The sequence below is a fragment of the Streptomyces sp. NPDC097619 genome, from assembly GCF_040302735.1.
Lineage (GTDB): Bacteria > Actinomycetota > Actinomycetes > Streptomycetales > Streptomycetaceae > Streptomyces.
Map to the genome: position 1 here is coordinate 11,568 of NZ_JBEOSD010000074.1, position 24,988 is coordinate 36,555.

At 71.7% G+C, this 24,988-nt stretch carries 23 protein-coding genes and 5 tRNA genes; 18 read left to right on the forward strand and 10 right to left on the reverse strand.

Going from position 1 to position 24,988, the window contains the following annotated elements:
- Position 1: 1 nt before the first annotated feature.
- The 5 genes from ABTZ17_RS20785 to ABTZ17_RS20805 form a co-directional block, all read right to left on the reverse strand.
- On the reverse strand, positions 2-3,271 hold the full coding sequence (locus ABTZ17_RS20785; RefSeq protein ID WP_352197142.1) for a nitrate- and nitrite sensing domain-containing protein: 3,270 nt from the start codon (positions 3,269-3,271) through the stop codon (positions 2-4).
- 297 nt (positions 3,272-3,568) lie between these two features.
- Positions 3,569-4,162 (reverse strand): GTP-binding protein, encoded by a 594-nt coding sequence (locus ABTZ17_RS20790; protein ID WP_352197143.1) that lies wholly within the window; start codon positions 4,160-4,162, stop codon positions 3,569-3,571.
- Complete coding sequence (locus ABTZ17_RS20795) at positions 4,143-4,535, reverse strand: DUF742 domain-containing protein (protein ID WP_352197144.1); 393 nt, start codon at positions 4,533-4,535, stop codon at positions 4,143-4,145. The genes ABTZ17_RS20790 and ABTZ17_RS20795 overlap by 20 nt, the downstream gene beginning before the upstream one ends.
- A gap of 147 nt (positions 4,536-4,682) precedes the next feature.
- Positions 4,683-5,096 (reverse strand): roadblock/LC7 domain-containing protein, encoded by a 414-nt coding sequence (locus tag ABTZ17_RS20800; protein WP_352197145.1) that lies wholly within the window; start codon positions 5,094-5,096, stop codon positions 4,683-4,685.
- A gap of 9 nt (positions 5,097-5,105) precedes the next feature.
- Positions 5,106-8,966: a sensor histidine kinase gene (locus ABTZ17_RS20805; protein ID WP_352197146.1), complete on the reverse strand. Its 3,861-nt coding sequence runs from the start codon at positions 8,964-8,966 to the stop codon at positions 5,106-5,108.
- Positions 8,967-9,590: 624 nt separating this feature from the next.
- Between ABTZ17_RS20805 and ABTZ17_RS20810 the strand changes: the two genes are divergently transcribed.
- From ABTZ17_RS20810 to ABTZ17_RS20850, 9 genes are all read left to right on the forward strand, one after another.
- On the forward strand, positions 9,591-9,776 hold the full coding sequence (locus ABTZ17_RS20810; RefSeq protein WP_352197164.1) for a hypothetical protein: 186 nt from the start codon (positions 9,591-9,593) through the stop codon (positions 9,774-9,776).
- A gap of 152 nt (positions 9,777-9,928) precedes the next feature.
- Complete coding sequence (locus ABTZ17_RS20815) at positions 9,929-10,729, forward strand: fumarylacetoacetate hydrolase family protein (protein ID WP_352197147.1); 801 nt, start codon at positions 9,929-9,931, stop codon at positions 10,727-10,729.
- Positions 10,722-12,200 (forward strand): glutamate--tRNA ligase, encoded by a 1,479-nt coding sequence (gltX, locus tag ABTZ17_RS20820; protein ID WP_352197148.1) that lies wholly within the window; start codon positions 10,722-10,724, stop codon positions 12,198-12,200. Before ABTZ17_RS20815 ends, gltX begins: the two co-directional genes overlap by 8 nt.
- A gap of 81 nt (positions 12,201-12,281) precedes the next feature.
- The gene (locus ABTZ17_RS20825) at positions 12,282-13,010 is read left to right on the forward strand and encodes an HAD family hydrolase (RefSeq protein ID WP_352197149.1); all 729 of its coding nucleotides are present in this window, start codon (positions 12,282-12,284) and stop codon (positions 13,008-13,010) included.
- A gap of 90 nt (positions 13,011-13,100) precedes the next feature.
- Positions 13,101-13,172 (forward strand) — tRNA-Gln (locus ABTZ17_RS20830).
- 21 nt (positions 13,173-13,193) lie between these two features.
- Positions 13,194-13,266: transfer RNA gene (locus ABTZ17_RS20835), tRNA-Glu, on the forward strand.
- A gap of 61 nt (positions 13,267-13,327) precedes the next feature.
- Positions 13,328-13,400 (forward strand) — tRNA-Glu (locus ABTZ17_RS20840).
- 16 nt (positions 13,401-13,416) lie between these two features.
- Positions 13,417-13,488 (forward strand) — tRNA-Gln (locus ABTZ17_RS20845).
- 49 nt (positions 13,489-13,537) lie between these two features.
- A tRNA-Glu gene (locus tag ABTZ17_RS20850) sits at positions 13,538-13,610 on the forward strand.
- A gap of 219 nt (positions 13,611-13,829) precedes the next feature.
- Here ABTZ17_RS20850 and ndgR read toward each other — a convergent pair.
- On the reverse strand, positions 13,830-14,549 hold the full coding sequence (gene ndgR / locus ABTZ17_RS20855) for an IclR family transcriptional regulator NdgR (RefSeq protein ID WP_352197150.1): 720 nt from the start codon (positions 14,547-14,549) through the stop codon (positions 13,830-13,832).
- A 140-nt stretch (positions 14,550-14,689) separates the two neighbouring features.
- On the opposite strand from ndgR, the gene leuC reads away from it, so the two are divergent.
- From leuC to ABTZ17_RS20875, 4 genes are all read left to right on the forward strand, one after another.
- Positions 14,690-16,120, forward strand: a complete 1,431-nt coding sequence (gene leuC, locus ABTZ17_RS20860) for a 3-isopropylmalate dehydratase large subunit (protein WP_352197151.1) — start codon at positions 14,690-14,692, stop codon at positions 16,118-16,120.
- A 6-nt stretch (positions 16,121-16,126) separates the two neighbouring features.
- Positions 16,127-16,720, forward strand: a complete 594-nt coding sequence (gene leuD, locus ABTZ17_RS20865; RefSeq protein ID WP_352197152.1) for a 3-isopropylmalate dehydratase small subunit — start codon at positions 16,127-16,129, stop codon at positions 16,718-16,720.
- A gap of 137 nt (positions 16,721-16,857) precedes the next feature.
- On the forward strand, positions 16,858-17,085 hold the full coding sequence (locus ABTZ17_RS20870) for an SCO5555 family protein (RefSeq protein ID WP_352197153.1): 228 nt from the start codon (positions 16,858-16,860) through the stop codon (positions 17,083-17,085).
- Positions 17,086-17,228: 143 nt separating this feature from the next.
- Positions 17,229-17,912, forward strand: coding sequence for an HU family DNA-binding protein (locus tag ABTZ17_RS20875; protein ID WP_352197154.1), 684 nt, complete (start codon positions 17,229-17,231; stop codon positions 17,910-17,912).
- A 90-nt stretch (positions 17,913-18,002) separates the two neighbouring features.
- On the opposite strand, the gene ABTZ17_RS20880 is transcribed toward ABTZ17_RS20875, so the two are convergent.
- Entirely contained in the window at positions 18,003-18,206 is a 204-nt protein-coding gene (locus ABTZ17_RS20880; RefSeq protein WP_352197155.1) for a hypothetical protein, read from the reverse strand.
- A gap of 9 nt (positions 18,207-18,215) precedes the next feature.
- The gene (gene cofC / locus ABTZ17_RS20885) at positions 18,216-18,929 is read right to left on the reverse strand and encodes a 2-phospho-L-lactate guanylyltransferase (protein ID WP_502994766.1); all 714 of its coding nucleotides are present in this window, start codon (positions 18,927-18,929) and stop codon (positions 18,216-18,218) included.
- 144 nt (positions 18,930-19,073) lie between these two features.
- Between cofC and ABTZ17_RS20890 the strand changes: the two genes are divergently transcribed.
- The 3 genes from ABTZ17_RS20890 to ABTZ17_RS20900 are packed head-to-tail and all read left to right on the forward strand — an operon-like array spanning position 19,074 to position 22,030.
- Complete coding sequence (locus ABTZ17_RS20890; RefSeq protein WP_352197157.1) at positions 19,074-19,826, forward strand: lysophospholipid acyltransferase family protein; 753 nt, start codon at positions 19,074-19,076, stop codon at positions 19,824-19,826.
- Positions 19,823-20,833 carry an NAD(P)H-dependent glycerol-3-phosphate dehydrogenase gene (locus ABTZ17_RS20895; protein ID WP_352197158.1) on the forward strand — a complete coding sequence of 337 codons (1,011 nt, stop codon included), beginning with the start codon at positions 19,823-19,825 and terminating at the stop codon, positions 20,831-20,833. The genes ABTZ17_RS20890 and ABTZ17_RS20895 overlap by 4 nt, the downstream gene beginning before the upstream one ends.
- Positions 20,834-20,872: 39 nt before the next feature.
- Positions 20,873-22,030, forward strand: coding sequence for a D-alanine--D-alanine ligase family protein (locus ABTZ17_RS20900; protein WP_352197159.1), 1,158 nt, complete (start codon positions 20,873-20,875; stop codon positions 22,028-22,030).
- Positions 22,031-22,073: 43 nt separating this feature from the next.
- Here the strand turns inward: ABTZ17_RS20900 and ABTZ17_RS20905 are convergent, their stop codons facing one another.
- Positions 22,074-22,568: a DUF3515 domain-containing protein gene (locus ABTZ17_RS20905; RefSeq protein ID WP_352197160.1), complete on the reverse strand. Its 495-nt coding sequence runs from the start codon at positions 22,566-22,568 to the stop codon at positions 22,074-22,076.
- Between the two features lie 20 nt (positions 22,569-22,588).
- Positions 22,589-22,822, reverse strand: coding sequence for an Lrp/AsnC family transcriptional regulator (locus tag ABTZ17_RS20910; RefSeq protein WP_352197161.1), 234 nt, complete (start codon positions 22,820-22,822; stop codon positions 22,589-22,591).
- A gap of 284 nt (positions 22,823-23,106) precedes the next feature.
- On the opposite strand from ABTZ17_RS20910, the gene ABTZ17_RS20915 reads away from it, so the two are divergent.
- A complete protein-coding gene (locus ABTZ17_RS20915) occupies positions 23,107-24,084 on the forward strand; it encodes a thiamine-phosphate kinase (protein ID WP_352197162.1) in 978 nt (325 codons plus the stop codon).
- The gene (gene thiD, locus ABTZ17_RS20920) at positions 24,081-24,878 is read left to right on the forward strand and encodes a bifunctional hydroxymethylpyrimidine kinase/phosphomethylpyrimidine kinase (protein WP_352197163.1); all 798 of its coding nucleotides are present in this window, start codon (positions 24,081-24,083) and stop codon (positions 24,876-24,878) included. Before ABTZ17_RS20915 ends, thiD begins: the two co-directional genes overlap by 4 nt.
- The last annotated feature ends 110 nt before the right edge of the window (positions 24,879-24,988 follow it).

A 24,988-nucleotide genomic window follows, 5' to 3' on the forward strand; every position in this document is an offset into this window, starting at 1 on the left:
ACTAACGCTCCTGGTCATAGGTGTTACTTGACTGCTCTGTTCCCGCGCTGCGGCCCTGCTGCACTCCGCGCCGCAGGTTGCTCAACCTGCCGCGCACGTCCTCAGGGGCACGGGATACCTGCGGGCCGTCCGGGGCGGTGGACTCCGCGGTGCCCTCGACCAGGTTGGCCTTGGGAACCCGCCGGGGGAGACCGGAGGAGGTGACCCCGCCCGCCTTGGGCTCGCGGAGCTTTCCGGCCTGCTGCCAGCGCTCGTCGTTGCGCGCGCGCCAGCCGCTGTCGTCCGTCTCGTTCTCCTCGGAGCCCGAACGGGCCCCCTCGAAGAACGACTTGCGCTCCGGTTCCTGCTGGGCCGGCTGCCACTGCTGCTGGCTGCCGCGGCGCGGCAGACCCGCTCCGGTCAGCTCGTGACCGGTGTCGGCAGCGGCGTCCGGACGGTCGAAGCCTACGCGTTCCGGAGCGGGTTCGGGAGCGACCGGAGATTCCGATTCGTTCCCGTAACCCTGCTGGTAGTCGGCCTGGTACGTGTTGTCCTGCGGCCACTGTCCCTGCGGAGCCCCGGAGTTGTAACCGGCCTCGTACGACTGTCCGAGCTCGGCCGGGTCCTGGTAGGGCTGTTCCGGATAGCCGTAGCCCTGCTGCGGGTACGCCTCGTAGCCGCCCTCGGGCCGCTGCGCGTAGGCGCCGTCCTGCGCGGGGTACGCGCCCTGCTGGGGCTCGAATCCGGCGTTCTGAGGGTAGCCGTCCACCTCTTGGTAGTGGCCCTCCGCTTCCCGCTGGTAGGCCGGGTAGCCGTGCTCGGGCTGCGGCTCGGGGCGGAACTCCCGGGCGGGGCCGCCGTCCTGGCCGAACCCCTCCTGCGGGAAGCCCTGCTGCGGGCGCCCCTGCTCGTCCTGGCGCTGTTCGGCCTGCGCGCCGAGGGTGGCGCGGCGCTCCTCGCGGCCGAGGGAGCGGCCCACGGGGTCCTGACCGGCCTGGCCGGCGCCGCCCCCCTCGTAGCGCGAGTCGTCGAAGCCGAGTTCGGCGGCCGTCCGCATCGGGGTGCCCTCGAAGGACTGCTGCTGCGGGATCATCGAGGAGACGGTGAACTCGTCGTCCGGGATGCCCTCGCCGCCACCACCGTGGGTGATGTTCTCGGGGAGCATGACCAGCGAGGTGGTGCCCGCCGCCTCGCCCGAGGGGCGCAGCTGCACGCGGATGTTGTGCCGGTCGGACAGTCGGCCGACCACGAAGAGGCCCATGCGCTGCGAGATCGCGGCGTCCACGGTCGGCGGGTTGGCCAGCTTGTGGTTGATGTCCGCGAAGTCCTCGGCGGTGAGGCCGATGCCCTTGTCGTGGATCTCGACCATGACCCGGCCGTCGGGGAGGCGGGTGGCGGTGACGCGGACCTTGGTCTGCGGGGAGGAGAACGTGGTGGCGTTCTCCAGCAGCTCGGCGAGGAGGTGCACGAGGTCGGTGACGGCCTGGCCGTGGATCTCGGCCTCGGAGACGCCCGACAGCTCGATGCGCTCGTACTGCTCCACCTCGGAGGAGGCGGCGCGGAGCACGTCCACCAGGGGGACCGGCTGGTCCCAGCGGCGGCCCGGCTCCTCGCCCGCGAGGATGAGGAGGTTCTCGCCGTTGCGGCGCATGCGGGTGGCCAGGTGGTCCAGGCGGAAGAGGTTCTCCAGCTGGTCCGGGTCGGCCTCGTTGTTCTCCAGGTCGGTGATGAGGGTCAGCTGGCCCTCGATCAGCGACTGGTTGCGCATGGAGAGGTTCGTGAAGATCGCGTTGACGTTGCCCCGGAGCAGGGCCTGCTCGGCGGCGAGTCGGATCGCCTCGCGGTGCACCTGGTCGAAGGCGCGGGCCACCTCGCCGATCTCGTCCTGGGAGTCGATCGGGATCGGGACGACCCGGGTGTCCACCTTGCCGGGGTCGGTGCGGGAGAGCTGGTCGACGAGCGCGGGGAGCCGCTGCTCGGCGATGTCGAAGGCCGCGGTCCGCAGCCGGCGCATGGAGCGGCCCATCTGGCGGGCCATGAGGCCGGCGAGGACGAACGCGGCGAGCAGGGCCACGACCACGACGGCGCCGTTGACGATGGCGTCGTTGCGGGCCTCGTCGGCCACGTCCACGGCCTCCTGCACGGCCTTGGCGACGACGTCCTTCTCGATCTCGGCGTAGGCGTCGAACTTCGCGGTGGCGCCGGCCTGCCAGAAGGTGGGGTTGACGCCCTTGGCGAGCAGGTCCTTGGGGCTTTCGCCCCCGGCTATCGCCTCGGTCATACCCTCCAGGGCGGAGCCGTTGACCACGGGCGGGGCCACGAAGGGGGTCCCGGCCGCCTGGGCGTCGGCCTTGGCCTGGGCGAGCTTCTCCTCGCCCTCCTGGGTCTTCTGGGCGAAGACCTCCTTGAGCTTGTCGGTGTCGGCGTCGGTGCCGGCCGCGACGTACTCGGCGAGGGCGATCTCCTCCATGTAGGCGTAGGAGGAGAAGGCGATCAGCTGACCGGCCTTGATCTCCGGGTCCTTGCTGGGGCGGACCAGCAGGTGGGTGCCGATGGACCGCTGGAGCGAACCGGCGGCCTTGGCCAGCTGGATCGAGTAGACCATGCGGCCGTAGGAGGTGATGTTGGAGGTGCCGAGGCCCAGTTCGTTGGAGAACTGCATGAGGTTGTGCTGCACCAGCACGTAGCCCTCTTCGGTGGCCACCGGGCCGCCCATGTTCCGGGCCGGGTTCTTCTTGGGGGTCTCCGCCTTGGTGAGGTAGGCGCTCTGGCGGATGGCGTCGAGCTTGGGCTCTTCGCGCTTGAAGAGGTCCAGGCGGTGCTCCAGGCCCTGCTTCCGCGGCATGTCCTGGACGGCCGTGGCGAAGTTGGCGCGGGCCTGGTCGGTGGCGGCACGGGCCTCCGAGACGACCTGGCTGTCCCGTTCGCCCTTCAGCAGGGGCTCGGCGGAGAGGTCGCGCTCGTTGAGGAGGGCTTGGCTGTACTCCGAGGCCGCCTGGACGATGCGGGCGGTCTTCTCGGCGTCCTTGGCCTCTTCCCAGGTGTCGATGGAGCCCTTCACCTGGAAGCCGCCCATGACCAGACCGACCAGGGCGGGCACGAGGAGGATCGCGTTCAGACGGGTGGGCACGCGCCAGTTGCGCGGGGCGAAGCGGCTCTGGCTGCCCTTGCCGCCGGGCAGGTCCGAGGACCCTCCGGACGACGGCACCGCGCGCTCCGGCGGGGTGAAGTTGCCCCGGGCGGCACCGTCCGGATGGACAGCCTCCGCGGGGCTCTCGTTGCTTCGCCTCACTCGACCAACAACCTCTCGGCGGTGCTACTAGCTAGTTCATTGAATTGCAGCATGGGCAACGTCCGTGTTCCAAACAGTTGAATCCGGCCATTCCCAGGGCCTTATGCCCCGCATAAAACGGACATAAAGAACGAGCTGCGGCAAAAATCGGCGCCTTCGTGCGCACAGCGACACCGATCGGCTGCGTGGGGTGTCCGCCTCCCCCCAATTCTCTGTCGAAACGTTATGAACGGGGGGCGGGCCGTGTCAGAAGACACAGCCCGCCCCCGCATTCGATGCCCTCCACGGCCCGGCACCCTACTTCAGGCGCGCCATCAGGGCGTGTTCGACGAGGGTGATGAGGGCGCTTTTGGCGTCGGCGCGGTGGCGTGCGTCGGTGGTGATGATGGGTGCGTCGGGGCCGATCTGGAGTGCTTCGCGGACTTCTTCGGGGGTGTAGGGCTGGTGTCCGTCGAAGCCGTTGAGGGCGATGACGAAGGGGAGGCCGCTGTTTTCGAAGTAGTCGACGGCGGGGAAGCAGTCGGCGAGGCGTCGGGTGTCGACGAGGACGACGGCGCCGATGGCGCCGCGGACGAGGTCGTCCCACCTGAACCACAATCGGTCCTGTCCGGGGGTGCCGAAGAGGGAGTGGCTGGGGTCCGGGTCGAGGGTGATGCGGCCGAAGTCCATGGCGACCGTGGTGGTCGTCTTGTCACCGGTGTGGGTGAGGTCGTCGATGCCGGCGGAGGCGCTGGTCATGACGGCTTCGGTGCGCAGCGGGTTGATCTCGGAGACGGCGCCGACGAACGTGGTCTTGCCCACGCCGAAGCCTCCGGCCACCACGATCTTCGCGGAGGTGGTGGAGCGGGGCGCCCCACCGACGGAACCTCCGTTAGAGCTTGCGAAGTCCACTGAGCACCCTTTCCAGGAGCGTTACGTCCGGCGTTCCGCCGGTCTCGCCGTTGCCCGGCTGGTGGATGGCCACCATCCCGGCCTCGGCCAGGTCGGCCACGAGGATCCGGGCGACGCCCAGGGGCATCTGCAGCAGCGCGGAAACCTCCGCGACCGACTTCACCTCGCGGCAGAGCGTGCAGATGCGCTGGTGCTCGGGCAGCAGCGTCGACAGGTGCACCGGGTCTGCGGTGGTGCTGACCAGCGCCTCGATGGCGAGCTGGTAGCGGGGCCGGGTCCGGCCGCCGGTCATCGCGTAGGGACGTACCAGCGGCTGGTCGCCTTCCGCGTACGAGTCTCCGTACGCATCGGGAAAGGCGGGGGGCGGGGTCATTGATCCTCCGGGCTGGACAGCAGTGGTCAGCCTGCCGTCGTACGGGGCCGGTGGGGGGACGGGGGTACGGCCTGACGGTGGTACTGGATTTCCGGGTACGCCCCGGTCCCCCGGCCGGGAGTACCGCCCGGCCGGAGGAATGGCGGTCTAGGTGAGCAGGCTGCCCTGGAGCTCGGCGCGCAGGTCCGGGGTGAGGACGCTGCCCGCGCGGTCGACCAGAAGGGCCATCTCGTAGCCCACGAGGCCGATGTCGCACTCGGGGTGGGCCAGCACGGCGAGGGAGGAGCCGTCGGAGATGGACATGAGGAAGAGGAAGCCGCGCTCCATCTCCACCACGGTCTGGTTGACGTGGCCGCCCTCGAAGATCCGGGAGGCGCCCGCGGTCAGCGAGGTCAGCCCGGAGGCTACGGCCGCCAGCTGGTCGGCACGGTCCCGGGGGAAGCCCTCGGACATCGCCAGAAGGAGGCCGTCGGCGGAGACCACCACCGTGTGGGACACCCCGGGGGTGTTGTCCACGAAGTTGGTGATCAGCCAGTTCAGGTTCTGTGCCGCCTGGCTCATGGAACTCAACTAACGCTCCTGCTGGTGAGTGGGGCCGGTGCGGAAACTCCCGGTGGCCGGGCCGTTGGTGCCCGCCTGGCGACCCTGCTGGATACCGCGGCGGAGATTGGTGAGGCGGCCGCGCACGTCGTCCGGCGCGCGCGAGACCTGGGGTCCGGACTGGAGGTCCGACTGCTGCTGGGCGGTCCCCGCGACCAGGTTGGCGCGCGGTACCCGGCGGGGCAGGCCCGAGGTGGTGACCCCGCCGGCGGCGGGCTGCCGGACCCGTTCGGCCTGCTTCATCAGCTCGTCGTTGGGGGAGCTGCGCCAGCTGACCGTGGGGGTCGCGCCGGTGGCCGTCAGGGCGTCGGCGGCCCGCTCCTGCCCCCGCTGGGGGAGCGGCTGCTGCGGCTGCGCGACCGGGATCGGCTGCGTCTGCTGCGGCGGCTGGTAGGCGGGGGCCGGCTGCTGGAACTGCTGGGGGGCGGCCGGACCCTGCGGGCCGGCCTCCGGGCGGTACCAGTTCGACTCGAGGTTGTCGAAGAGCGGGGTACGGGCGTCCGTCTGCCCGCCCGGAGCCGGCGGCAGCGCCTCCGGCTGGTGGGCCTGCGGCAGCTGCGGGGCCTCGGCACGGGGCGCGGGCACCGCCGGGAACTGCCCGGTCTGCTGCGGGGCCGGGGCGTACGGGGCACCGCCCTGCGGGGCGAAACCACCCACGCCGGGACCGCCCACGCCGGGACCGCCGGGGCGCGGGGCCTCGAAGCCGGGGGCCTCGTACCGGGCCGGGGCGGCCGGCTCGGCGAAGCCGGGCCGCTGCTCGGCCGGGGGCTGCACCGCCGGGAAGGCGGGACGCTCGAACTGGCCGGTGGTGGAGCCGGAGTGGGGCTGCTGCTCCAGGCCCGGGCGGGCGAACTGCCCCGTGCGGGACGGGTCCACGGGCAGCCCCGGGCGCTCGAAGCGACCGGTCTGCGCCGGGTCCACGGGACCGCGAACGTCGGGGCGCTCGAACTGCCCGGTGGTGGAGTTCACCCCGGCCGGCGGCGGGCCGTCGAAGTCGGGGCGGGCGAACTCGGCGGTGGAGCCGGGGCCCTGGAGCTCGTCGTGGCCGCGGGGGGTCTCGGGAGCGTGCGGGGCCTGACCGGTGCCCCAGGCCACGGGCTGCCGGTCACCGGCGCCGGGCAGTTCGGCCCGCTCGCCGCCGCGCGGGGGCAGCTGCGGCCGGTTCTCGCCGGGGCGACCGGCGGCGTCGGCGCGGATCGGGGCCGGAGCGGGCGCGGGGGCCTGCGGGGCCGGGGCCTGCGGACGCTCGAAGGAGTTGCCCTGCGGGAAACCGGCGCCGGGCTGACCCGGCTGACCGGGCTGCGGCTGACCGGGGCCGGTCGGACGGGGGCCACCCTGCGGACCGCGCGGGGCCATCGGGGCACCGGCGCCGAAGGCGTTCTGACCCTGCGGGCCCTGGCCCGGGCCCTGCGGCGGCCGCTGGCCGTCGCGGCCGGGCAGCGCGCCGCGCTGCTGGCCCGCACCGGCCATGGCGGGCCGCTGCGGTCCGCCCGCGACGCGTCCGGCGCCGCCACCCTGCGGCGCACCGGCCGGGCGGCCGCCGCCCTGGGCGCCGGGGCCCTGCTGACCGGAACCGGGGGCGCCGGGAGCCTGGCCGGGCTTCTTGCCGCCCTGGGCCACGTCCACGGGCAGCATGACGAGCGCGGTGGTGCCGCCGGAGTCGGAGGGGCGCAGCTGGATCCGGATGCCGTGTCGCAGGGACAGGCGGCCGACCACGAACAGGCCCATGCGGCGGGAGACGGAGACGTCCACGGTCGGCGGGGAGGCCAGCCGCTCGTTGATCGCCGCCAGGTCCTCGGGGGAGAGGCCGATGCCGGTGTCGTGGATCTCGACGAGCACGCGGCCGTCGGGCAGGGCGTGACCGGTGACCTTGACCTTGGTCTGCGGGGAGGAGAACGAGGTGGCGTTCTCCAGCAGCTCGGCGAGGAGGTGCACGAGGTCGTTGACCACGCGGCCGGCGACCTCGGTGCCGGGCACCGAGGCGAGTTCGATGCGCTCGTACTGCTCCACCTCGGAGGCGGCGGCGCGGAGCACGTCGACCAGCGGGACCGGGCGGGTCCAACGGCGGCCCGGCTCCTCGCCCGCGAGGACGAGGAGGTTTTCGCCGTTACGGCGCATGCGGGTCGCGAGGTGGTCGAGCTTGAAGAGGGAGGACAGCTGGTCCGGGTCGGCCTCGCGGGACTCGAGCTCGGAGATGAGCGAGAGCTGGCGCTGGATGAGGCCCTGGGAACGCCGCGAGAGGTTGGTGAACATCGCGTTGACGTTGCCCCGGAGGAGGGCCTGCTCGGCGGCGAGGCGGACGGCCTCGCGGTGCACGTCGTCGAAGGCCGCGGCCACCTGGCCGATCTCGTCCCGGGAGTGCACGCCGACGGACTCCACGGAGGTGTCCACGTCCTGCGGGTCGGACTCGGAGAGCTGCTTGACGAGCTCGGGCAGCCGGTCCTGGGCGACCCGGGTGGCGGTGTCCTGGAGCCGCTTCAGCGAGCGGATCATGGACCGGGCCACCACGAAGGCGCCGACGAGGGAGACGCCGAGCACGAGGAGGATGAGCGCACCGTTGATGATGGCGTCGCGCTGGGCCTCGTTCTTGAGGTAGCGCGCCTCCTGCTCCATGTCCTCCAGGAGCGAGAGCTCGATCTTCTTCATCGCCGCGATCTTGACGTCGTCCTGGTCGTACCAGTCCATCCAGGAGCGGTTCTTCTCCTTGGCGAACTGGCCCTGGGTGCCCAGGATGCGGCGGGCGTAGTGCTCGGCGCTGGAGATCTCGGCGTGGCCGTCGTTCAGCGTCTCGGTGAGCTCCTCGGCCTTGCCCTGGTAGACGAGGTCGAAGGTCTTGCGGGACTGCCCCTCGCTCTTGAGGGCGGCGAGGGCGTACAGCCGGTCGTTCTCGTCGAGGGCGCCGGGCTTGGTGTTCGACTCCGGCAGGGCGGCCGCGATGACGGCGCGCTGGATGGAGGCGTACTCCTTGGCGGCCGAGAAGGCGGCCAGGGCGCGGGTCCGCTTGATCATCTCCGGGCTGGAGGTGGCCTGGGCCATGTCCTGGGAGAGGCTGAGCAGCGAGAGGATCAGCTGGTTGTACTCGGACACGGTCTGCTGGGAGCCGTGCTTGTACGCGTTCTTGCGGATGTCCTCGATGGTCATCAGCTGCTGGCTGATCTGGAGGACGTTGGACCGGATCGACTGGAGGGTCTCGTCGTTCTGGTCCTGCTCGTCGATGTTCTGCGTGGCGTCGACGAAGGCGGTGGCCGTCTGGTCCGTGTTGTCGCGGATGCCCTTGATCAGGGTGTTCTGCTTGTCCGGGTTGTTGCGCAGCGGACCGGCCGACTTGTCGCGCTCCTCCTGGAGCGCGGAGGCCAGCGCGGTGGCCTGCTTGGTCATCGTGGTCAGCAGCTGCATGTGCTCCAGCTGCTGGATCTCGTTGAGGGACTCGTTGATACGGAATCCGCCCAGCGAGGTGGCCGCGACCACGGGGAGGGCCAGCAGCGAGACCAGGCGGGTGCTGATGCGCCAGTTCTGGAGGGCGAGCCGGGAACCGGAGCCGGGGTGCGGGGCGGGGCCGGATATCGCGGAGCCGTCGCCGAGCGGTGACTGCGGGGCCAGGGGGGAGACGGCTGCCTTGCCCGTCTGGCCGTCCTTGCCCTTGGCGCCCTTCCCGGGCTTGGGGGTGCGGGCCTTGCCCTTGCCCCGCGCCTTGCCGGGCGCGCCGGAGTCGCCGCCCGCGGGCCCGTGGTCCGGGGCGTGCTGGGGTGAGGAGCCACGGTCGTTCCCGCCGCGCGGCCCCTGTTCCGCCGCAGCATCCCCGAGGCCCTGGGGGGCCTGGGGAGACCCCATGCCGTCCTTCTTGAAACGTCCCTGCACTAGCGTCGCAACCTCTGGACCAGGCGTCCCTCCGGCAGACCGGCGGGACGGTGTCGAGTCGTGGGGCACTAACGAGCCCCATGGCGGTCGTCGGTGACCGGCGCTTCTCCCCTTCCACGACCGCCGCTTCGGCGCCGCGTTGCGCCCTCTGCGCGCCGGATGAATCGCGCGGCGGTCCCCGGAATTCCAGCACAGTGCCCGATCTCCAACAAGGTGCGGGACCCCGTCCCCGTGATCCGTGACCCCTCGTGACCGGCTCATGACGGCATGTGGAAGCGGTTCCCGGAGAAATCGGACTTACCTTTATGAATCGCTTATCGACCCCGGGTGTCCCAGTCGCCATGATCAGGAGCGGAATAAAGCATTCAGTGGCGTAATGTCCGTTTGGTCAGGGCTGGGTGACATGCCGTTATGTCCGTAATGCCTGGTCATGGGTGAGCAAACTCACATGGCCGGAAGAGTGACTTCTTCATGTCGGCCCCGGGGCGGATGTTTAGCCTGGCCCTTTACATGCATGGCGCATCCGACAAACGGAGGCGCCGCCACCCCCGGCACCCGCCAGTGGTGCCCGTCACCGACAGGGCATTCGAGACCGCGATGAAGACGACGATGACCTCCCGCAACATGGCCAACCCGCGCCGCACCACCCTCGCGCACCTCAAGGACGCCGCGCAGGTGCAGGCGGTCACGGCGCAGGAGTACGCCGTCGAGCTGCCCGCGATGACCGCGAACCCGCGCCGCACCATCCTCATGAAGGCCCCGGTCGTCATCGTCGCCGAGTAGTCCCCGCGGGGCCGCACGACCGCGGCCGCGCCGCCGTCGCGGGCGTGCCGGGGCTCCCGGCGCGCCACGCCGGGGCGCCGGGGCGTCCGGCCCGCCGCGTTAGCCTGGAGCGCAGACTCCAGCCAGCGTAAACAGAGGGGCAGACGCAACACGTGCGCATCGCCAGATTCTCGATCGACGGCAATGTCGCCTTCGGTGCAGTGGAGGGCGGCACCGCCCCCGGCGACGAAGCGGACCTGGTCCTCGACATCATCAAGGGCATCCCCTTCGCGGACTTCGAGCTCTCCGGCACGAAGGTCCCGCTCTCCAAGGTGCGCCTCCTCCCGCCCGTGCTCCCCAACAAGGTCGTGGCCATCGGCCGCAACTACGCGGAGCACGCCAAGGAGCTGGGCAACGAGGTCCCCGAGACCCCCATCACCTTCTTCAAGCCCTCCACCTCCGTGGTCGGCCCCGGCGACCCGATCGCCTACCCCTCCTTCTCCCAGGAGCTCCACCACGAGGCCGAGCTGGCCGTCGTGATCGGCCGCATGTGCCGCGAGGTCCCCCGCGAGCGGGTCAAGGACGTCATCCTCGGCTTCACCTGCGCCAACGACGTCACCGCCCGCGACGTGCAGCAGCGCGAGAAGCAATGGGCCCGCGCCAAGGGCTTCGACAGCTCCTGCCCCCTCGGCCCCTGGATCGAGACGGACCTCGACCCGGCCCGCGTCGCCGACGGCCTGGCCGTCCAGTGCACCGTGAACGGGCAACAGCGCCAGCTCGGCAGCACCAGCGACATGATCCGCTCCGTCGAGGACCTCATCGTCCACATCACCGAGGCCATGACGCTGCTCCCGGGCGACGTCGTCCTCACGGGGACCCCGGCCGGAGTCGGCCCCCTCAACGTCGGCGACGAGGTCGCCGTCACCATCGAAGGCATCGGCACTCTCACCAACAAGGTGATCAAGCGTGGCTAGCGCATCTCCCGTACGCGTACGGTTCTGTCCCTCGCCGACCGGCAACCCCCACGTGGGCCTGGTCCGCACCGCCCTCTTCAACTGGGCCTTCGCCCGGCACAACGGCGGCACGTTCGTCTTCCGCATCGAGGACACCGACGCGGCCCGCGACTCCGAGGAGTCGTACGGCCAGCTCCTCGACTCCCTCAAGTGGCTCGGCTTCACCTGGGACGAGGGCCCCGAGGTCGGCGGCCCGCACGCCCCGTACCGCCAGTCCGAGCGCATGGACCTCTACGCGGACGTGGCCCGCAAGCTGCTGGACGGCGGCTACGCCTACCGCTGCTACTGCACCACCGAGGAGCTCGACGCCCGCCGCGAGCTGGCCCGCAGCGAGGGCCGCCCCTCCGGCTACGACGGCCAGTGCCGCACCGTGACCGAGGAGCAGAAGGCCGCCTACGAGGCCGAGGGTCGGACCCCGATCGTCCGCTTCCGGATGCCCGACGAGCCGATCACCTTCACCGACGTGGTCCGCGGCGAGCTCACCTTCACCCCCGAGAACGTGCCCGACTACGGCATCCTCCGGGCCAACGGCGCCCCGCTCTACACCCTGGTCAACCCGGTGGACGACGCGCTGATGGAGATCACGCACGTGCTCCGCGGCGAGGACCTGCTCTCCTCCACCCCGCGCCAGATCGCCCTGTACAAGGCGCTGATCGAGCTGGGCGTGGCCAAGGAGATCCCCGTCTTCGGCCACCTGCCGTACGTGATGGGCGAGGGCAACAAGAAGCTGTCCAAGCGCGACCCGCAGGCCTCGCTGAACCTCTACCGCGAGCGCGGGTTCCTCCCCGAGGGCCTGCTGAACTACCTCTCGCTCCTCGGCTGGTCCTTCTCCGCCGACCAGGACCTCTTCACCATCGAGGAGATGGTGGAGAAGTTCGACATCGCGGACGTCAACGCCAACCCGGCCCGCTTCGACCTCAAGAAGGCCGAGTCGATCAACGCCGAGCACATCCGGCGGCTGGACCCGAAGGACTTCGCGGACGCCTGCGCCCCCTGGCTGCGGGCCCCGCACGCCCCCTGGGCCCCGGAGGACTTCGACGCGGCGGCCTGGGAGGCCATCGCCCCGCACGCCCAGACCCGCCTGACCGTCCTCTCGGACATCACGGCCAACGTGGACTTCCTCTTCCTCCCGGAGCCCGTCTCCGACGAGGCCTCGTGGGAGAAGGCCATGAAGGGCGACCCGGCGGCCCTGCTGACCACCGCCCGCGAGAAGCTCGCCGACGCCGACTGGTCGGACCCGGAGTCCCTCAAGCAGGCCGTGCTGACCGCGGGCGAGGCCCACGGCCTCAAGCTCGGCAAGGCGCAGGCGCCGGTCCGCGTGGCCGTCACCGGCCGCACCGTGGGCCTGCCGCTGTTCGAGTCCCTGGAGGTCCTCGGCAAGGACCGGACCCTCGCGCGCGTCGACGCCGCCCTGGCGAAGCTCGCGGGCTGATCCGCCCCGCCGTGCCCACGGGCCCGGCAGCACCCGGAAAACCGGGAGCTGCCGGGCCCGTGGCGTTGTAGCGTCGGCCCCATGCCGATCCGCGCCGTGCTCTGGGACCTGGACGACACCCTCTTCGACTACACGGGGGCCGACACCGCCGGGCTGGCCCGGCTGCTGACCGAGGAGGGCATCGGAGCCCGGTACGGGACGCCCGCCGAGGCCCTGGAGAGCTGGCGGCTGGCCACGGCCCGGCACTGGGCCCGCTTCGAGGCGGGCGAGGTCGACTTCCCCGGCCAGCGGCGCGACCGGGTCCGCGACTTCCTCGCACGGCCCGCCCTGACCGACCCGGCCGCCGAGGAGTGGTTCGCCCGCTACCTGGCCCACTACCGGGCCGCCTGGGCGCTCTTCCCGGACGCCCTGCCCGCCCTGGACGGCCTCTCCGCCGGCTACCGGCACGCGGTCCTGTCCAACTCCAGCCTGACCGTCCAGGAGGGCAAGCTGCGCCGTCTCGGCATCCGGGACCGCTTCGAGGCCCTGCTGTGCGCCGCCGAGCTCGGGGTGAGCAAACCGGAGGCGGCTGCCTTCCTCGCAGGCTGCGAGGCCCTGGGCCTGCCCCCGGAGGAGGTGGCCTACGTCGGGGACCAGCCGGAGACCGACGCCCGGGGCGCCCGGGACGCCGGTCTGCTGGCCGTGTGGCTGGACCGCACCGGCGCCGCGGAGCCCGTCCCCGCGGGCGCCCACCGGATCACGGGCCTCGCGGAGCTGCCCGGGGTGCTGGGCCTGGATACCCGTTTTGGAGCACGGTCAGACATCCGGTAATGTTCTTTCTGCGCCGCCGGAGCGGGCCGAAAGGCCGGAAGCCACGGAGGCGCCACCCGAATGAAGTCCCCGCAAGGGATTGAGTTTTGGTGGGGTATGGTGTAATTGGCAGCACGAGTGATTCTGGTTCACTTAGTCTAGGTTCGAGTCCTGGTACCCCAGCGCAGTGCGCATGCAGTGCTTGCCCCCGTTGTGTAGCGGCCTAGCACGCCGCCCTCTCAAGGCGGTAGCGCCGGTTCGAATCCGGTCGGGGGTACAGATCCTTCCCGCGAGGTCTCCTGGGTAGCTCCCGGACGCCTCGATGCAGGATCGCTAGGGCCCCCGTTGTGTAGCGGCCTAGCACGCCGCCCTCTCAAGGCGGTAGCGCCGGTTCGAATCCGGTCGGGGGTACTGGTCTAAACCACCATGGGCTATGGTGTAATTGGCAGCACGAGTGATTCTGGTTCATTTAGTCTAGGTTCGAGTCCTGGTAGCCCAGCGCAGTTGAGCAGGTGAACTGCACGCGTCCTTCGGGTCGCGACAAGCAAGCCCCCGTTGTGTAGCGGCCTAGCACGCCGCCCTCTCAAGGCGGTAGCGCCGGTTCGAATCCGGTCGGGGGTACGCACCGAGAAGGCCCTTCGTGATCATCACGAAGGGCCTTCTCGCATGTCCGGGACGGGGAGCGGCGCCCGCTGGGGGAGCGGGCCGCGGGCGTGGGAAGGCCCGGGGTGCCCGTCCGGACGGTTGCGGCGTCGCGGGCACCCCGGGCCGGGAACGGTCGGGGGGAGTGGGGAAAGGGAAGTAAGGGCAGAAGGGGGCGGAGGCGCGGAGCGGGTCCGGTCAGCCGCCGGCCCGGCGCAGGGCCTCGGTGAGGCGCGCGGCCGCGTCGATGACCGCCTGGGCGTGCATCCGGCCCGGGTGGCGGGTCAGCCGCTCGATCGGCCCGGAGACCGACACGGCGGCCACCACGCGGTTCGAGGGGCCCCGCACGGGGGCCGAGACGGAGGCCACGCCCGGCTCCCGCTCGCCGATCGACTGGGCCCAGCCCCGGCGCCGTACGCCGGACAGGGCCGTGGCCGTGAACCGCGCGCCCTGCAGGCCCCGGTGGAGCCGCTCGGGCTCCTCCCAGGCCATCAGGATCTGCGCGGCCGAACCGGCCTTCATCGGGAGCGTGGAGCCCACCGGGACGGTGTCCCGCAGGCCCGACAGCCGCTCCGCGGCCGCCACGCAGATCCGCATGTCGCCCTGCCGGCGGTAGAGCTGCGCGCTCTCCCCGGTGACGTCGCGGAGGTGGGTGAGTACCGGTCCCGCCGTGGCCAGCAGCCGGTCCTCGCCCGCGGCCGCGGCGAGTTCCGCCAGCCGCGGGCCGAGGATGAACCGGCCCTGCATGTCCCTCGCCACCATCCGGTGGTGTTCCAGTGCCACGGCCAGCCTGTGTGCCGTGGGTCGTGCGAGCCCTGTCGCCGCGACCAGCCCGGCGAGGGTGGCCGGACCGGACTCCAGAGCGCTCAGTACCAGAGCTGCCTTGTCGAGAACGCCGACGCCGCTAGAGTTGTCCATGCAACGATATTCACGTCTCACACTGTGAAACGCAAGTTCAATTTTTCCAAGAACCCGACAGTCTGTATGTGCGGGCCCACGAACCACTGGGTTCGGGATCTCTAGGAGCGCCGGGCTGACGGCCGGCCGGAGGGAAAGCGATGGGTAGGACACTCGCGGAGAAGGTCTGGGACGACCACGTCGTCCGGCGCGCCGAGGGCGAGCCCGACCTCCTCTTCATCGATCTGCACCTGCTGCACGAGGTGACCAGCCCCCAGGCCTTCGAGGGCCTCCGGCAGGCCGGCCGCAAGGTCCGGCGCCTGGACCTCACCATCGCGACCGAGGACCACAACACCCCCACCCTCGACATCGACAAGCCCATCGCGGACCCGGTCTCCCGGGCCCAGCTGGAGACCCTGCGCAAGAACTGCGCCGAGTTCGGCGTCCGCCTGCACCCCCTGGGCGACGTCGAGCAGGGCGTCGTCCACGTGGTGGGACCGCAGCTGGGACTGACCCAGCCCGGCACCACCGTGGTCTGCGGCGACTCCCACACCTCCACCCACGGTGCCTTCGGCGCCCTGGCCTTCGGCATCGGCACCAGCCAGGTGGAGCACGTGCTGGCCACCCAGACCCTGCCGATGGCCCGCCCCCGGACGATGGCCATCACCATCACGGGCGAGCTGGCCGAGGGCGTCACCGCCAAGGACCTGATCCTCGCCATCATCGCGCGGATCGGCACCGGCGGCGGCCAGGGCTACGTCCTGGAGTACCGGGGCGAGGCCATCGAGAAGCTGTCGATGGAAGCCCGCATGACCATCTGCAACATGTCCATCGAGGCCGGTGCCCGCGCGGGCATGATCGCCCCCGACCGGACCACCTTCGAGTACCTCCGGGGCCGCGACCACGCTCCGGAGGGCGCCGACTGGGACGCCGCGGTGGCCTACTGGGAGACCCTGCGCACCGACGACGACGCGGTCTTCGACGCGGAGGTCGTCATCGACGGCGCCTCCCTGGCCCCCTTCGTCACCTGGGGCACCAACCCCGGTCAGGGTGCCCCGCTCTCCGCGAACGTCCCCGATCCCGCTTCGTACGAAGACGCTTCGGAGCGCCTGGCGGCGGAAAAGGCCCTGGAGTACATGGGGTTGACCGCCGGCCAGCCGCTGCGGGACATCGCGGTGGACACCGTCTTCGTCGGCTCCTGCACCAACGGGCGCATCGAGGACCTGCGCGCGGTGGCCGAGGTCATCGGGGGCCGCAAAGTCGCCGACGGCGTGCGGATGCTGGTCGTTCCCGGGTCCGTCCGGGTGGCCCTCCAGGCCGTGGAGGAGGGCCTGGACAAGGTCTTCACCGAGGCCGGGGCCGAATGGCGGCACGCGGGCTGTTCGATGTGCCTGGGCATGAACCCCGACCAACTGGCCCCCGGCGAGCGTTCGGCGTCCACCTCCAACCGCAACTTCGAGGGCCGGCAGGGCAAGGGGGGACGCACCCACCTGGTGTCCCCGCCGGTGGCCGCGGCCACCGCGGTCCTCGGCCGGCTGGCCTCGCCCGCCGACCTGTCCGATGCCCCCGCCCCCGCCACCGCCGGAGTCTGAACAGCCATGGAAGCCTTCACCACCCACACCGGACCGGCCGTCCCGCTGCGCCGTTCGAACGTGGACACCGACCAGATCATCCCGGCGCACTGGCTGAAGAAGATCACCCGGGACGGATTCGAGGACGGCCTGTTCGAGGCCTGGCGCAAGGACTCCGAGTTCGTGCTGAACCGGCCCGAGCGGCAGGGCGCCACCGTCCTGGTCGCCGGTCCCGACTTCGGCACCGGATCCTCCCGCGAGCACGCCGTCTGGGCGCTGCAGAACTACGGGTTCAAGACCGTGATCTCGGCCCGCTTCGCCGACATCTTCCGGGGCAACTCGCTGAAGAACGGGCTGCTCACGGTGGTCCTGTCGCAGGAGGAGGTGGACCGGCTCTGGGCCCTGACCGAGGCCGACCCGACCGCCGAGATCACGGTGGACCTGGTCGAGCGGAAGGTCACCGCCGAAGGATTCGAGGCGGAGTTCGAACTGGACGAGAACGCCCGCTGGCGGCTCCTGAACGGTCTGGACGACATCTCCCTCACCCTTCAGAACGAAGCGGACATCGCGACCTACGAAAGCGTCCGTCCGTCCTTCAAACCGCGCACGATTCAGCTCTGATTAGGGCCTGATCAGCGCTTATCCGGCGACCGGTGATCGGTCCCCGAACACGGTGCCCCCCGCCTTCCGGCGGGGGGCACCGTCGTATGTTGAGGCCCCGTGAGGCGACAACTCGCCCCAGATGGCACAATCTGTGCATGGAACGCGACAGTCAACTCGGGCTCTACGAACTCGTCGCGGACCGGTTGAAAGAAGCGCACGCAAGGGTGCGCTCACTGCAAGTCCCGGAGGGCGTAAGGATGACGCTGACCCGGAAGCTGTTGGTCGTCACGGCCGCGGCGAAGCACGATCTCGCCGATGCGGCAAGGCGTCTGGACAGGTTGATGAAGGACCTCGACGAGGGTCGATTCCCTGAAGGCGACTGATGCGAAGGAACTCCGCAACGGTCCACATCGTTGCGGCACTAGGGTGATTAGCCCGTTTCGTGTTTGATTTGCGGTATATATCCGCCTAACGTGCGAAAAAGCTTGAACACATTCGTTCTGGCAATGTCTCCGAAGGGGAAGACGTGAACAAGGCGCAGCTCGTAGAAGCGATTGCCGACAAGCTCGGTGGCCGCCAGCAGGCCGCGGACGCCGTCGACGCGGTGCTGGACGCGATGGTCCGCGCGGTCGTCGCGGGCGACCGGGTCTCGGTCACGGGCTTCGGCTCGTTCGAGAAGGTCGACCGGCCCGCCCGGTACGCGCGCAACCCGCAGACGGGTGAGCGCGTCCGGGTCAAGAAGACCTCCGTCCCGCGCTTCCGCGCAGGTCAGGGCTTCAAGGACCTGGTCAGCGGCACCAAGAAGCTCCCCAAGGGCGACGAGGTGGCCGTGAAGAAGGCGCCCAAGGGCAGCCTCACCGGTGGTGCCTCCGCGACGGTCAAGAAGGCCGCCGCGAAGAAGGCCACCGCAGCCAAGAAGGCCGCCACCGCGAAGAAGGCGGCCCCGGCCAAGAAGACCACCGCCGCAGCCGCGAAGAAGACCACCGCGGCCGCGAAGAAGACCACCGCCACGGCCGCGAAGAAGACCACCGCGACGGCGAAGAAGACCACCGCGGCGGCCAAGAAGGCGGCTCCGGCGAAGACCGCGGCCAAGAAGGCCACGGCCAAGAAGACGGCCCCCGCGAAGAAGGCCGTCGCCAAGAAGGCCCCCGCCAAGAAGACCACGGCGCGCAAGACCACCGCCAAGAAGACGACCGCCCGCAAGAAGTAGGACGGCCGCACCTCCACGCGCCGGGCCGGTGTCCCTCCACGGGGACACCGGCCCGCGGCGCGCCGGAACCCCTTCCGGAAGCCCGCGGGGTCAGAACGTCTGCAGCGTCACCAGCGTGATCCGCAGGTCGGTCCCCGACCCCTCGGTCTCGATCCGCACCCGCTGCCCCGGACGGAGCAGCCGCAGGCCGCCCGCGTCGAAGGCCGCGGTCCCGAAGGACACCGGGGTGCCGTCGTCCAGCAGCACACTGCCGCTGCGGGTCTGGGAGTCGTACGTGTACGCGGTCGCCTGCATACCCGGATGTTAGCGGCGCCCGGGCCCGGCCAGCGCGGCCCATCGGGCCGCCGTGCGCGGCCCCAGCCCCAGGAGCGCCGCCGCCCTCAGATCGGCCCCCGTGTCCACGTCCCGCCGGACGCTCTCCACCCCCGCCACCGGGATTTCCACCGCCCCCGACGCCGAATGGCGGTCCCGGGAGGCCCCGCCGAACGCCGGTAGCAATTCCGTGCCCGGCGCCGCCGAAAGCAGGGTGGTGCCGATTCCCGCCGCATCGGCCAGGAAAGCGCGCGGAAATGCCGAAGCGGCCTCCAGCACCTGACGGAGTTCGTCGGGCCGCAGCGCCGGCAGATCGGCGTTCATCGCGGCGACGGCAGCCCCGGGCCGGTCCCGCCGGACCGCCCGCGCCCCGTGCGCCAGCGCCGCGTTGAGCCCGCCCCCGGCCACGTCCGCGAGGATCCCGGCCCCGAGCGCCGACAACTCCGACGCGGCCCGGGCGTCATCCGTGACCACCACCACATTCCGGACGGAAGCGCAGGCCAGGGCGCCGGCGACGGTGTCCATGGCGAAGGCCAGGGCCAGTTCCGGCCGGGCCGCGCCCACCGCCGCCGCGAGCCGGGACTTGGCCCGCTCCAGCGGCTTCAGGGGCACCACCAGGGTCCACTCGGCGTCCGTGACGCTCCCTCCCCCCTCCCGTGTGTCCCACGCGCCCCGGAACCGGGCGGGTGTGCGAACGGTCCCCATTGTCACCCCGCGCCGCCCGGCCCGGGAGTACGGTCGTGCGGCCGGGGCGTACGGTGTTCTCGACAGAGACCGGAGCCGGGGCCACACTTGTCCGTCCCGGTCAGGTGCCCCCATCCCGCACCGGTCCTAGAGGAAGGTGTCCGAGTGTCCCGCCGCAGAATCGGCTTCTGGTACCGCCTGGCGGCGGTCATCGCAAAACCGCCGCTGGTAGTGCTGTTCAAGCGGGACTGGCGGGGAATGGAACACATTCCCGCAACGGGCGGATTCATTACGGCGGTCAATCACAACTCGTATCTGGACCCGCTGTCCTACGCCCACTTCCAGTACAACACCGGACGCGTTCCGCGATTGCTCGCGAAGGCCGGCCTCTTCAAGGCGCCATTCGTCGGCACGATCCTGCGTGGCACCGGTCAGATCCCCGTCTACCGCGAGACCACCAACGCCCTGGACGCATTCCGGGCCGCCGTGGACGCCATCGAGCGCGGGGAATGCGTGGCCTTTTACCCCGAGGGCACCCTGACCCGGGACCCCGACATGTGGCCCATGGCGGGCAAGACCGGCGCGGCCCGGGTGGCCCTCATCACCAAGGCCCCCGTCATCCCCGTGGCGCAGTGGGGGGCGAACCTCGCGATGCCCCCGTACGCCAAGGAGAACAAGCTCAGCCTGTTCCCCCGCAAGACCCTGCAGGTCATGGCCGGTCCGCCGGTGGACCTCTCGGCCTTCCACGACCGCGAGCCCACCCCGGATGTCCTCAAGGAGGCCACCGAGGTCATCATGGCGGCCATCACCGCCCTGCTGGAGGAACTGCGCGGAGAGCCCGCCCCCGCGCAGCCCTACGACCACCGCCGGGCCCGTGCGGAACAGCGGCGCAAGGCCGCGGGGGAGGACCAGGCATGACCCGTCCCGTGAAGGCCGCCGTGTTCTCGGCCGGTTCCTGGGGCACCGCCTTCGGGATGGTCCTCGCCGACGCCGGCTGCGAGGTGACCCTCTGGGCCCGCCGCCCCGAGGTCGCCGAGGCCGTCAACACCGGCCGGTCCAACCCGGACTACCTGCCCGGGGTCGAACTGCCCGCGAACCTGCGCGCCACCACCGACCCCGCCGAAGCCGCCGCCGGCGCCGACTTCACCGTCCTGTCGGTGCCCTCGCAGACCCTGCGCGGCAACCTCGCCGCCTGGACCCCGCTGCTGGCCCCCGACACCGTGCTCGTCTCCCTCATGAAGGGCATCGAACTCGGCAGCGCCAAGCGGATGAGCGAGGTCATCGAGGAGGTGGCCGGGGTGCCCGCCGAGCGGGTGGCCGTGGTCACCGGACCCAACCTGGCCCGCGAGATCGCCGCCCGGCAGCCCGCCGCCGCCGTGGTGGCCAGCGGGGACGAGGACGTGGCCCGGCGCCTCCAGGCCGCCTGCCACACCCCCTACTTCCGGCCGTACACCAACACCGACGTCATCGGCTGCGAGCTGGGCGGCGCCGTCAAGAACGTCATCGGCCTCGCCGTGGGCATCGCCGACGGCATGGGCCTCGGCGACAACACCAAGGGCTCCCTCATCACCCGCGGCCTGGCCGAAACCACCCGGCTCGGCCTGGCGATGGGCGCCGACCCGCTGACCTTCTCCGGACTCGCCGGACTCGGGGACCTGGTCGCCACCTGCTCCTCCCCGCTCTCGCGGAACCACACCTTCGGCACCAACCTCGGCCGGGGCATGACCCTGGAGGAGACCATCGCGGTCACCAAGCAGACCGCCGAAGGCGTCAAGTCCTGCGAGTCCGTGGCGGATCTCGCCCGCCGCTTCGGGGTGGACATGCCCATCACGGACACCGTGGTCGACATCGTCCACAACGGCAAGCCGCCGCTGGTCGCCCTCAAGGAACTCATGGCGCGCAGCGCCAAACCGGAACGCCGCTGACTCCGTTCCGGACGTGCGAGCGGGTACCCTCGTGGCGATATGAGCAGCGAGAACCTCCCCCAGACCCCTGAGCAGCAGGGCCGCAAGCCCCGCGTCGCCGTCGTGTTCGGCGGGCGCAGCTCCGAGCACGCCATCTCCGTCGTCACGGCGGGCGCGGTGCTGCGCTCCATCGACCGCTCCAAGTACGAGGTGCTGCCCATCGGCATCACCCGGGACGGCCGCTGGGCGCTGACCGTCGACGCCCCCGAGCGGATGGCCATCACCGGCCGCACGCTCCCGGCCGTGGAGGAGCTGGCCGAGTCCGAGGACGGCGGCGTCGTCCTCTCCGTGGACCCCGCCAACCGCGAAGTGGTCTACACCGAGCCCGGAGCGGTCCCCAAGGCCCTCGGCGAGGTGGACGTGGTCTTCCCCGTCCTCCACGGCCCCTACGGCGAGGACGGCACCCTCCAGGGCCTGCTGGAGCTCTCCGGAGTCCCGTACGTCGGCTCGGGCGTCCTCGCCTCGGCCGTCGGCCAGGACAAGGACTACATGAAGCGGGTCTTCACCTCCTTCGGCCTGCCCGTCGGTCCGTACCTCACGGTCCGGCCGCGCGAGTGGGAGCAGGACCCGAAGGCCGCCCGCCTGCGCATCACGGAGTTCGCCGCCGAGCACGGCTGGCCGCTGTTCGTGAAGCCCGCCCGCGCCGGCTCCTCCATCGGCATCACCAAGGTCGACGGACCCGAGGGCCTGGACGAGGCCATCGAGGAGGCCCGCCGCCACGACCCGAAGTTCCTGGTGGAGTCGCTGCTGCGCGGCCGGGAGATCGAGTGCGGCGTCCTGGAGTTCGAGGACGGCCCGCGCGCCAGCGCGCCCGCCGAGATCCCCCCGGTCTCCTCGCACGACTTCTACGACTTCGAGGCCAAGTACATCGACTCGGCCGACGGGATCGTGCCGGCGCCACTCACCCCCGAGCAGACCGCCGAGGTGCAGCGCCTCGCCGTGGCCGCCTTCGAGGCCGCCTCCTGCGAGGGCCTGGTCCGCGCCGACTTCTTCCTCACGGAGGATGGCACCTACGTCATCAACGAGATCAACACGATGCCGGGCTTCACCCCGATCTCCATGTACCCGCGCATGTGGCAGGAGAGCGGGATCGCGTACCCGGAGCTGGTGGACCTGCTGATCCGGGCGGCCCTGCGCCGCTCCACCGGACTGCGCTAGAACCGCCCGGTCCCCGGGCCGCAGGACCGCGGAACGGTCCCGTTCACAGGGTGGACGGGACCGCTTCCTTTACCGGCCCCGCGAAGTAGGTCAGGGCCCCGGCGGGCATCCCCCCCGCGGCCCCGGCGGCCACCGAGACCTCCACGTACGCCGTGCGGTAGGTGGTGGTGAAACGCTTCCCGCCGCCGTTCAGGGACTGGACCAGCCAGCCCACCCCGTCGACCTCGACCCCCTCCGCCTTCGGATCGCTCATCTCGGGGGGCCGCGGAACACCGCAGCGCAGTACGATCGCTGCGCCGCCCCAGGCGGCGGTGAGTCCGGAAGCCGGTTCGGTGTCACGCCGTTCCTCGCCGGACACCTCCGCGGGAAGCTCCTCGTGCAGTGCCGCACAGAGCTGCGCCACGTCCGCGGGTGGCGCGGGCGGCGGTGTCACCCGCGCCCGCGCGTCACCAGCGGAACAGCCCGCGAGGGCCAGCAGCGCGCACGCTGCGGCCGACGCGGCGGACAGACGGAAGGGCCGGGGGCGGAAGGACGTCACCGGCCAAGACTAGACGGGGGCTACAGATGGACGACCGGGCAGGTCAGGGTGCGGGTGATGCCTTCCACCTGCTGGACCTTGGCGACCACCATGCGGCCGAGTTCGTCGACGGTGTCCGCCTGGGCGCGCACGATCACGTCGTACGGGCCCGTCACGTCCTCGGCCTGGATCACCCCCGGGATCTTGGCGATGGACTCGGCGACGACGGACGCCTTGCCCACCTCGGTCTGGATAAGGATGTACGCCTGTACCACGGAAGAACCTCCAGGGCGGCCATGAGGATGATCTCCCCTAACCTTCGGTGGGGGGCCGCCCCGCCCCTGACTCTGCGGGACTGCCCCAGGGAAGGGACGCCACGGTACCGCGTCGTCGCGGACCGGGGGGAGACCCTTCCCCCACGTGCCGTGGTGACGCCCCGTGGACCGGGCTCCGCGCCCGCCGGGGCGTACGGGGAGCAGAAGTTGACGTATCCGTTGACGGTACCTACAGCAGTGACGGCTCGCGACCGCAAGCCCACTGGGCCAGAAGGAGCACAGCGATGAAGGGCACCGTGGGCGAGCTGGGGGAGTTCGGGCTCATCAGAGAGCTCACCTCACGGCTCACCACCACACCGGCGGTACGGCTGGGCCCCGGCGACGACGCCGCCGTGGTCTCCGCCCCCGACCGGCGCGTCGTGGCCAGCACGGACATCCTGCTGGAGGGCAGGCACTTCCGGCGCGACTGGTCCACCGCCTACGACGTGGGGCGCAAGGCCGCCGCGCAGAACCTCGCCGACATCGCCGCCATGGGCGCCGTCCCCACCGCCCTGCTGCTGGGCCTGGTGGTGCCGGCCGAGCTGCCGGTCACCTGGCCCACCGAGCTGATGGACGGCCTGCGCGACGAGTGCCAGGTCGCCGGGGCCGCCGTGGTCGGCGGTGACGTGGTCCGCGGGGACACCATCACCGTCTCCATCACCGCCCTGGGCGACCTGCGCAACCACGAGCCCGTCACCCGCGCCGGGGCGCAGCCCGGCGACGTGGTCGCCGTCACCGGTTGGCTCGGCTGGTCCGCCGCCGGGTTCGCGGTGCTGTCCCGGGGCTTCCGCTCCCCGCGGGCCTTCGTCGAGGCGCACCGGCGGCCCGAGCCCCCGTACCACGCGGGCCCCGCCGCGGCCGGGCTCGGCGCCACCGCCATGACCGACGTCAGCGACGGCCTGGTCGCCGACCTGGGGCACATCGCCACGGCCAGCAAGGTCCGCATCGACCTGCGGTCCGCGGCCATCGACATCCCCACCCAGATGAACGACATCGGGCAGGCCGTCGGCGTGGACCCGCTCCAGTGGGTGCTCAGCGGCGGCGAGGACCACGCCATCGTGGCCACCTTCCCGCCCGACGTGAAGCTGCCCGCCCGCTGGAAGGTCATCGGGGAGGTCCTGCACCCCTCCGCGCAGCCCCAGGTCACCGTGGACGGCGCGCCCTGGACCAGCACGGGCGGCTGGGACCACTTCGGCGGCGAGATCGAGGACGGCCGCCCGTGACCACCCACCCGCCGCTCTGCCTGACCGTCGCCGGATCCGACTCCGGCGGCGGGGCGGGCATCCAGGCCGACCTGAAGACCATGCTGGCCCTCGGCACGCACGGCATGAGCGTGGTGACCGCCGTCACCGCCCAGAACTCCCTGGGCGTCCACGGGGTCTGGGAACTGCCCCCGGAGGCCGTGACCGCCCAGTACCGGGCCGTCGTCGACGACATCGGCGTGCGGGCCGTCAAGACCGGCATGCTCTCCTCGGCGCCCCTGGTGGAGACCGTCGCGGAACTGCTCGCGGGCACCGACGCCCCGACCGTGGTGGACCCGGTGGGCGTCTCCAAGCACGGGGACCCGCTGCTGGCCGCCTCCGCCCTGGACGCCGTCCGCACCCTCCTGCTGCCCGCCGCGACCGTCGCCACCCCCAACCTCGACGAGGTGGCGCAGCTCACGGGGGTCCGGGTGGAGACCGAGGACGACATGCGCCGGGCCGCCGACGCGGTCCTCGGCTTCGGACCCCGCTGGGCCCTGATCAAGGGCGGCCACCTCAAGGGCGGCACGGACGCGGTGGACCTGCTCACGGACGGCTCGGACCCGCACTGGCTGCGGGCCCCCCGTCACGACAACCGCCACACCCACGGCACCGGCTGCACCCTGGCCGCCGCCGTGGCCGCCGGGCTGGCCCACGGCCTGGCGGTGCCCGAGGCGGTCACCGCCGCCAAGGAGTACGTCACCGGGGCCATCGCCGCCGGCTTCGCCCTGGGCGGCGGCATCGGCCCGGTGGACCACGCCTGGCGCCTGCGCTGAGTCCCGGACCGGCCGCACGCGCGCGAGGAGGGGGGGGGGGCCCCCCGGGGGGCCCCCCCCCCCCGGCGGGCCCGCCCCCCCCCCCGGGCGGGGGGGGGGGCGGTGGGCCC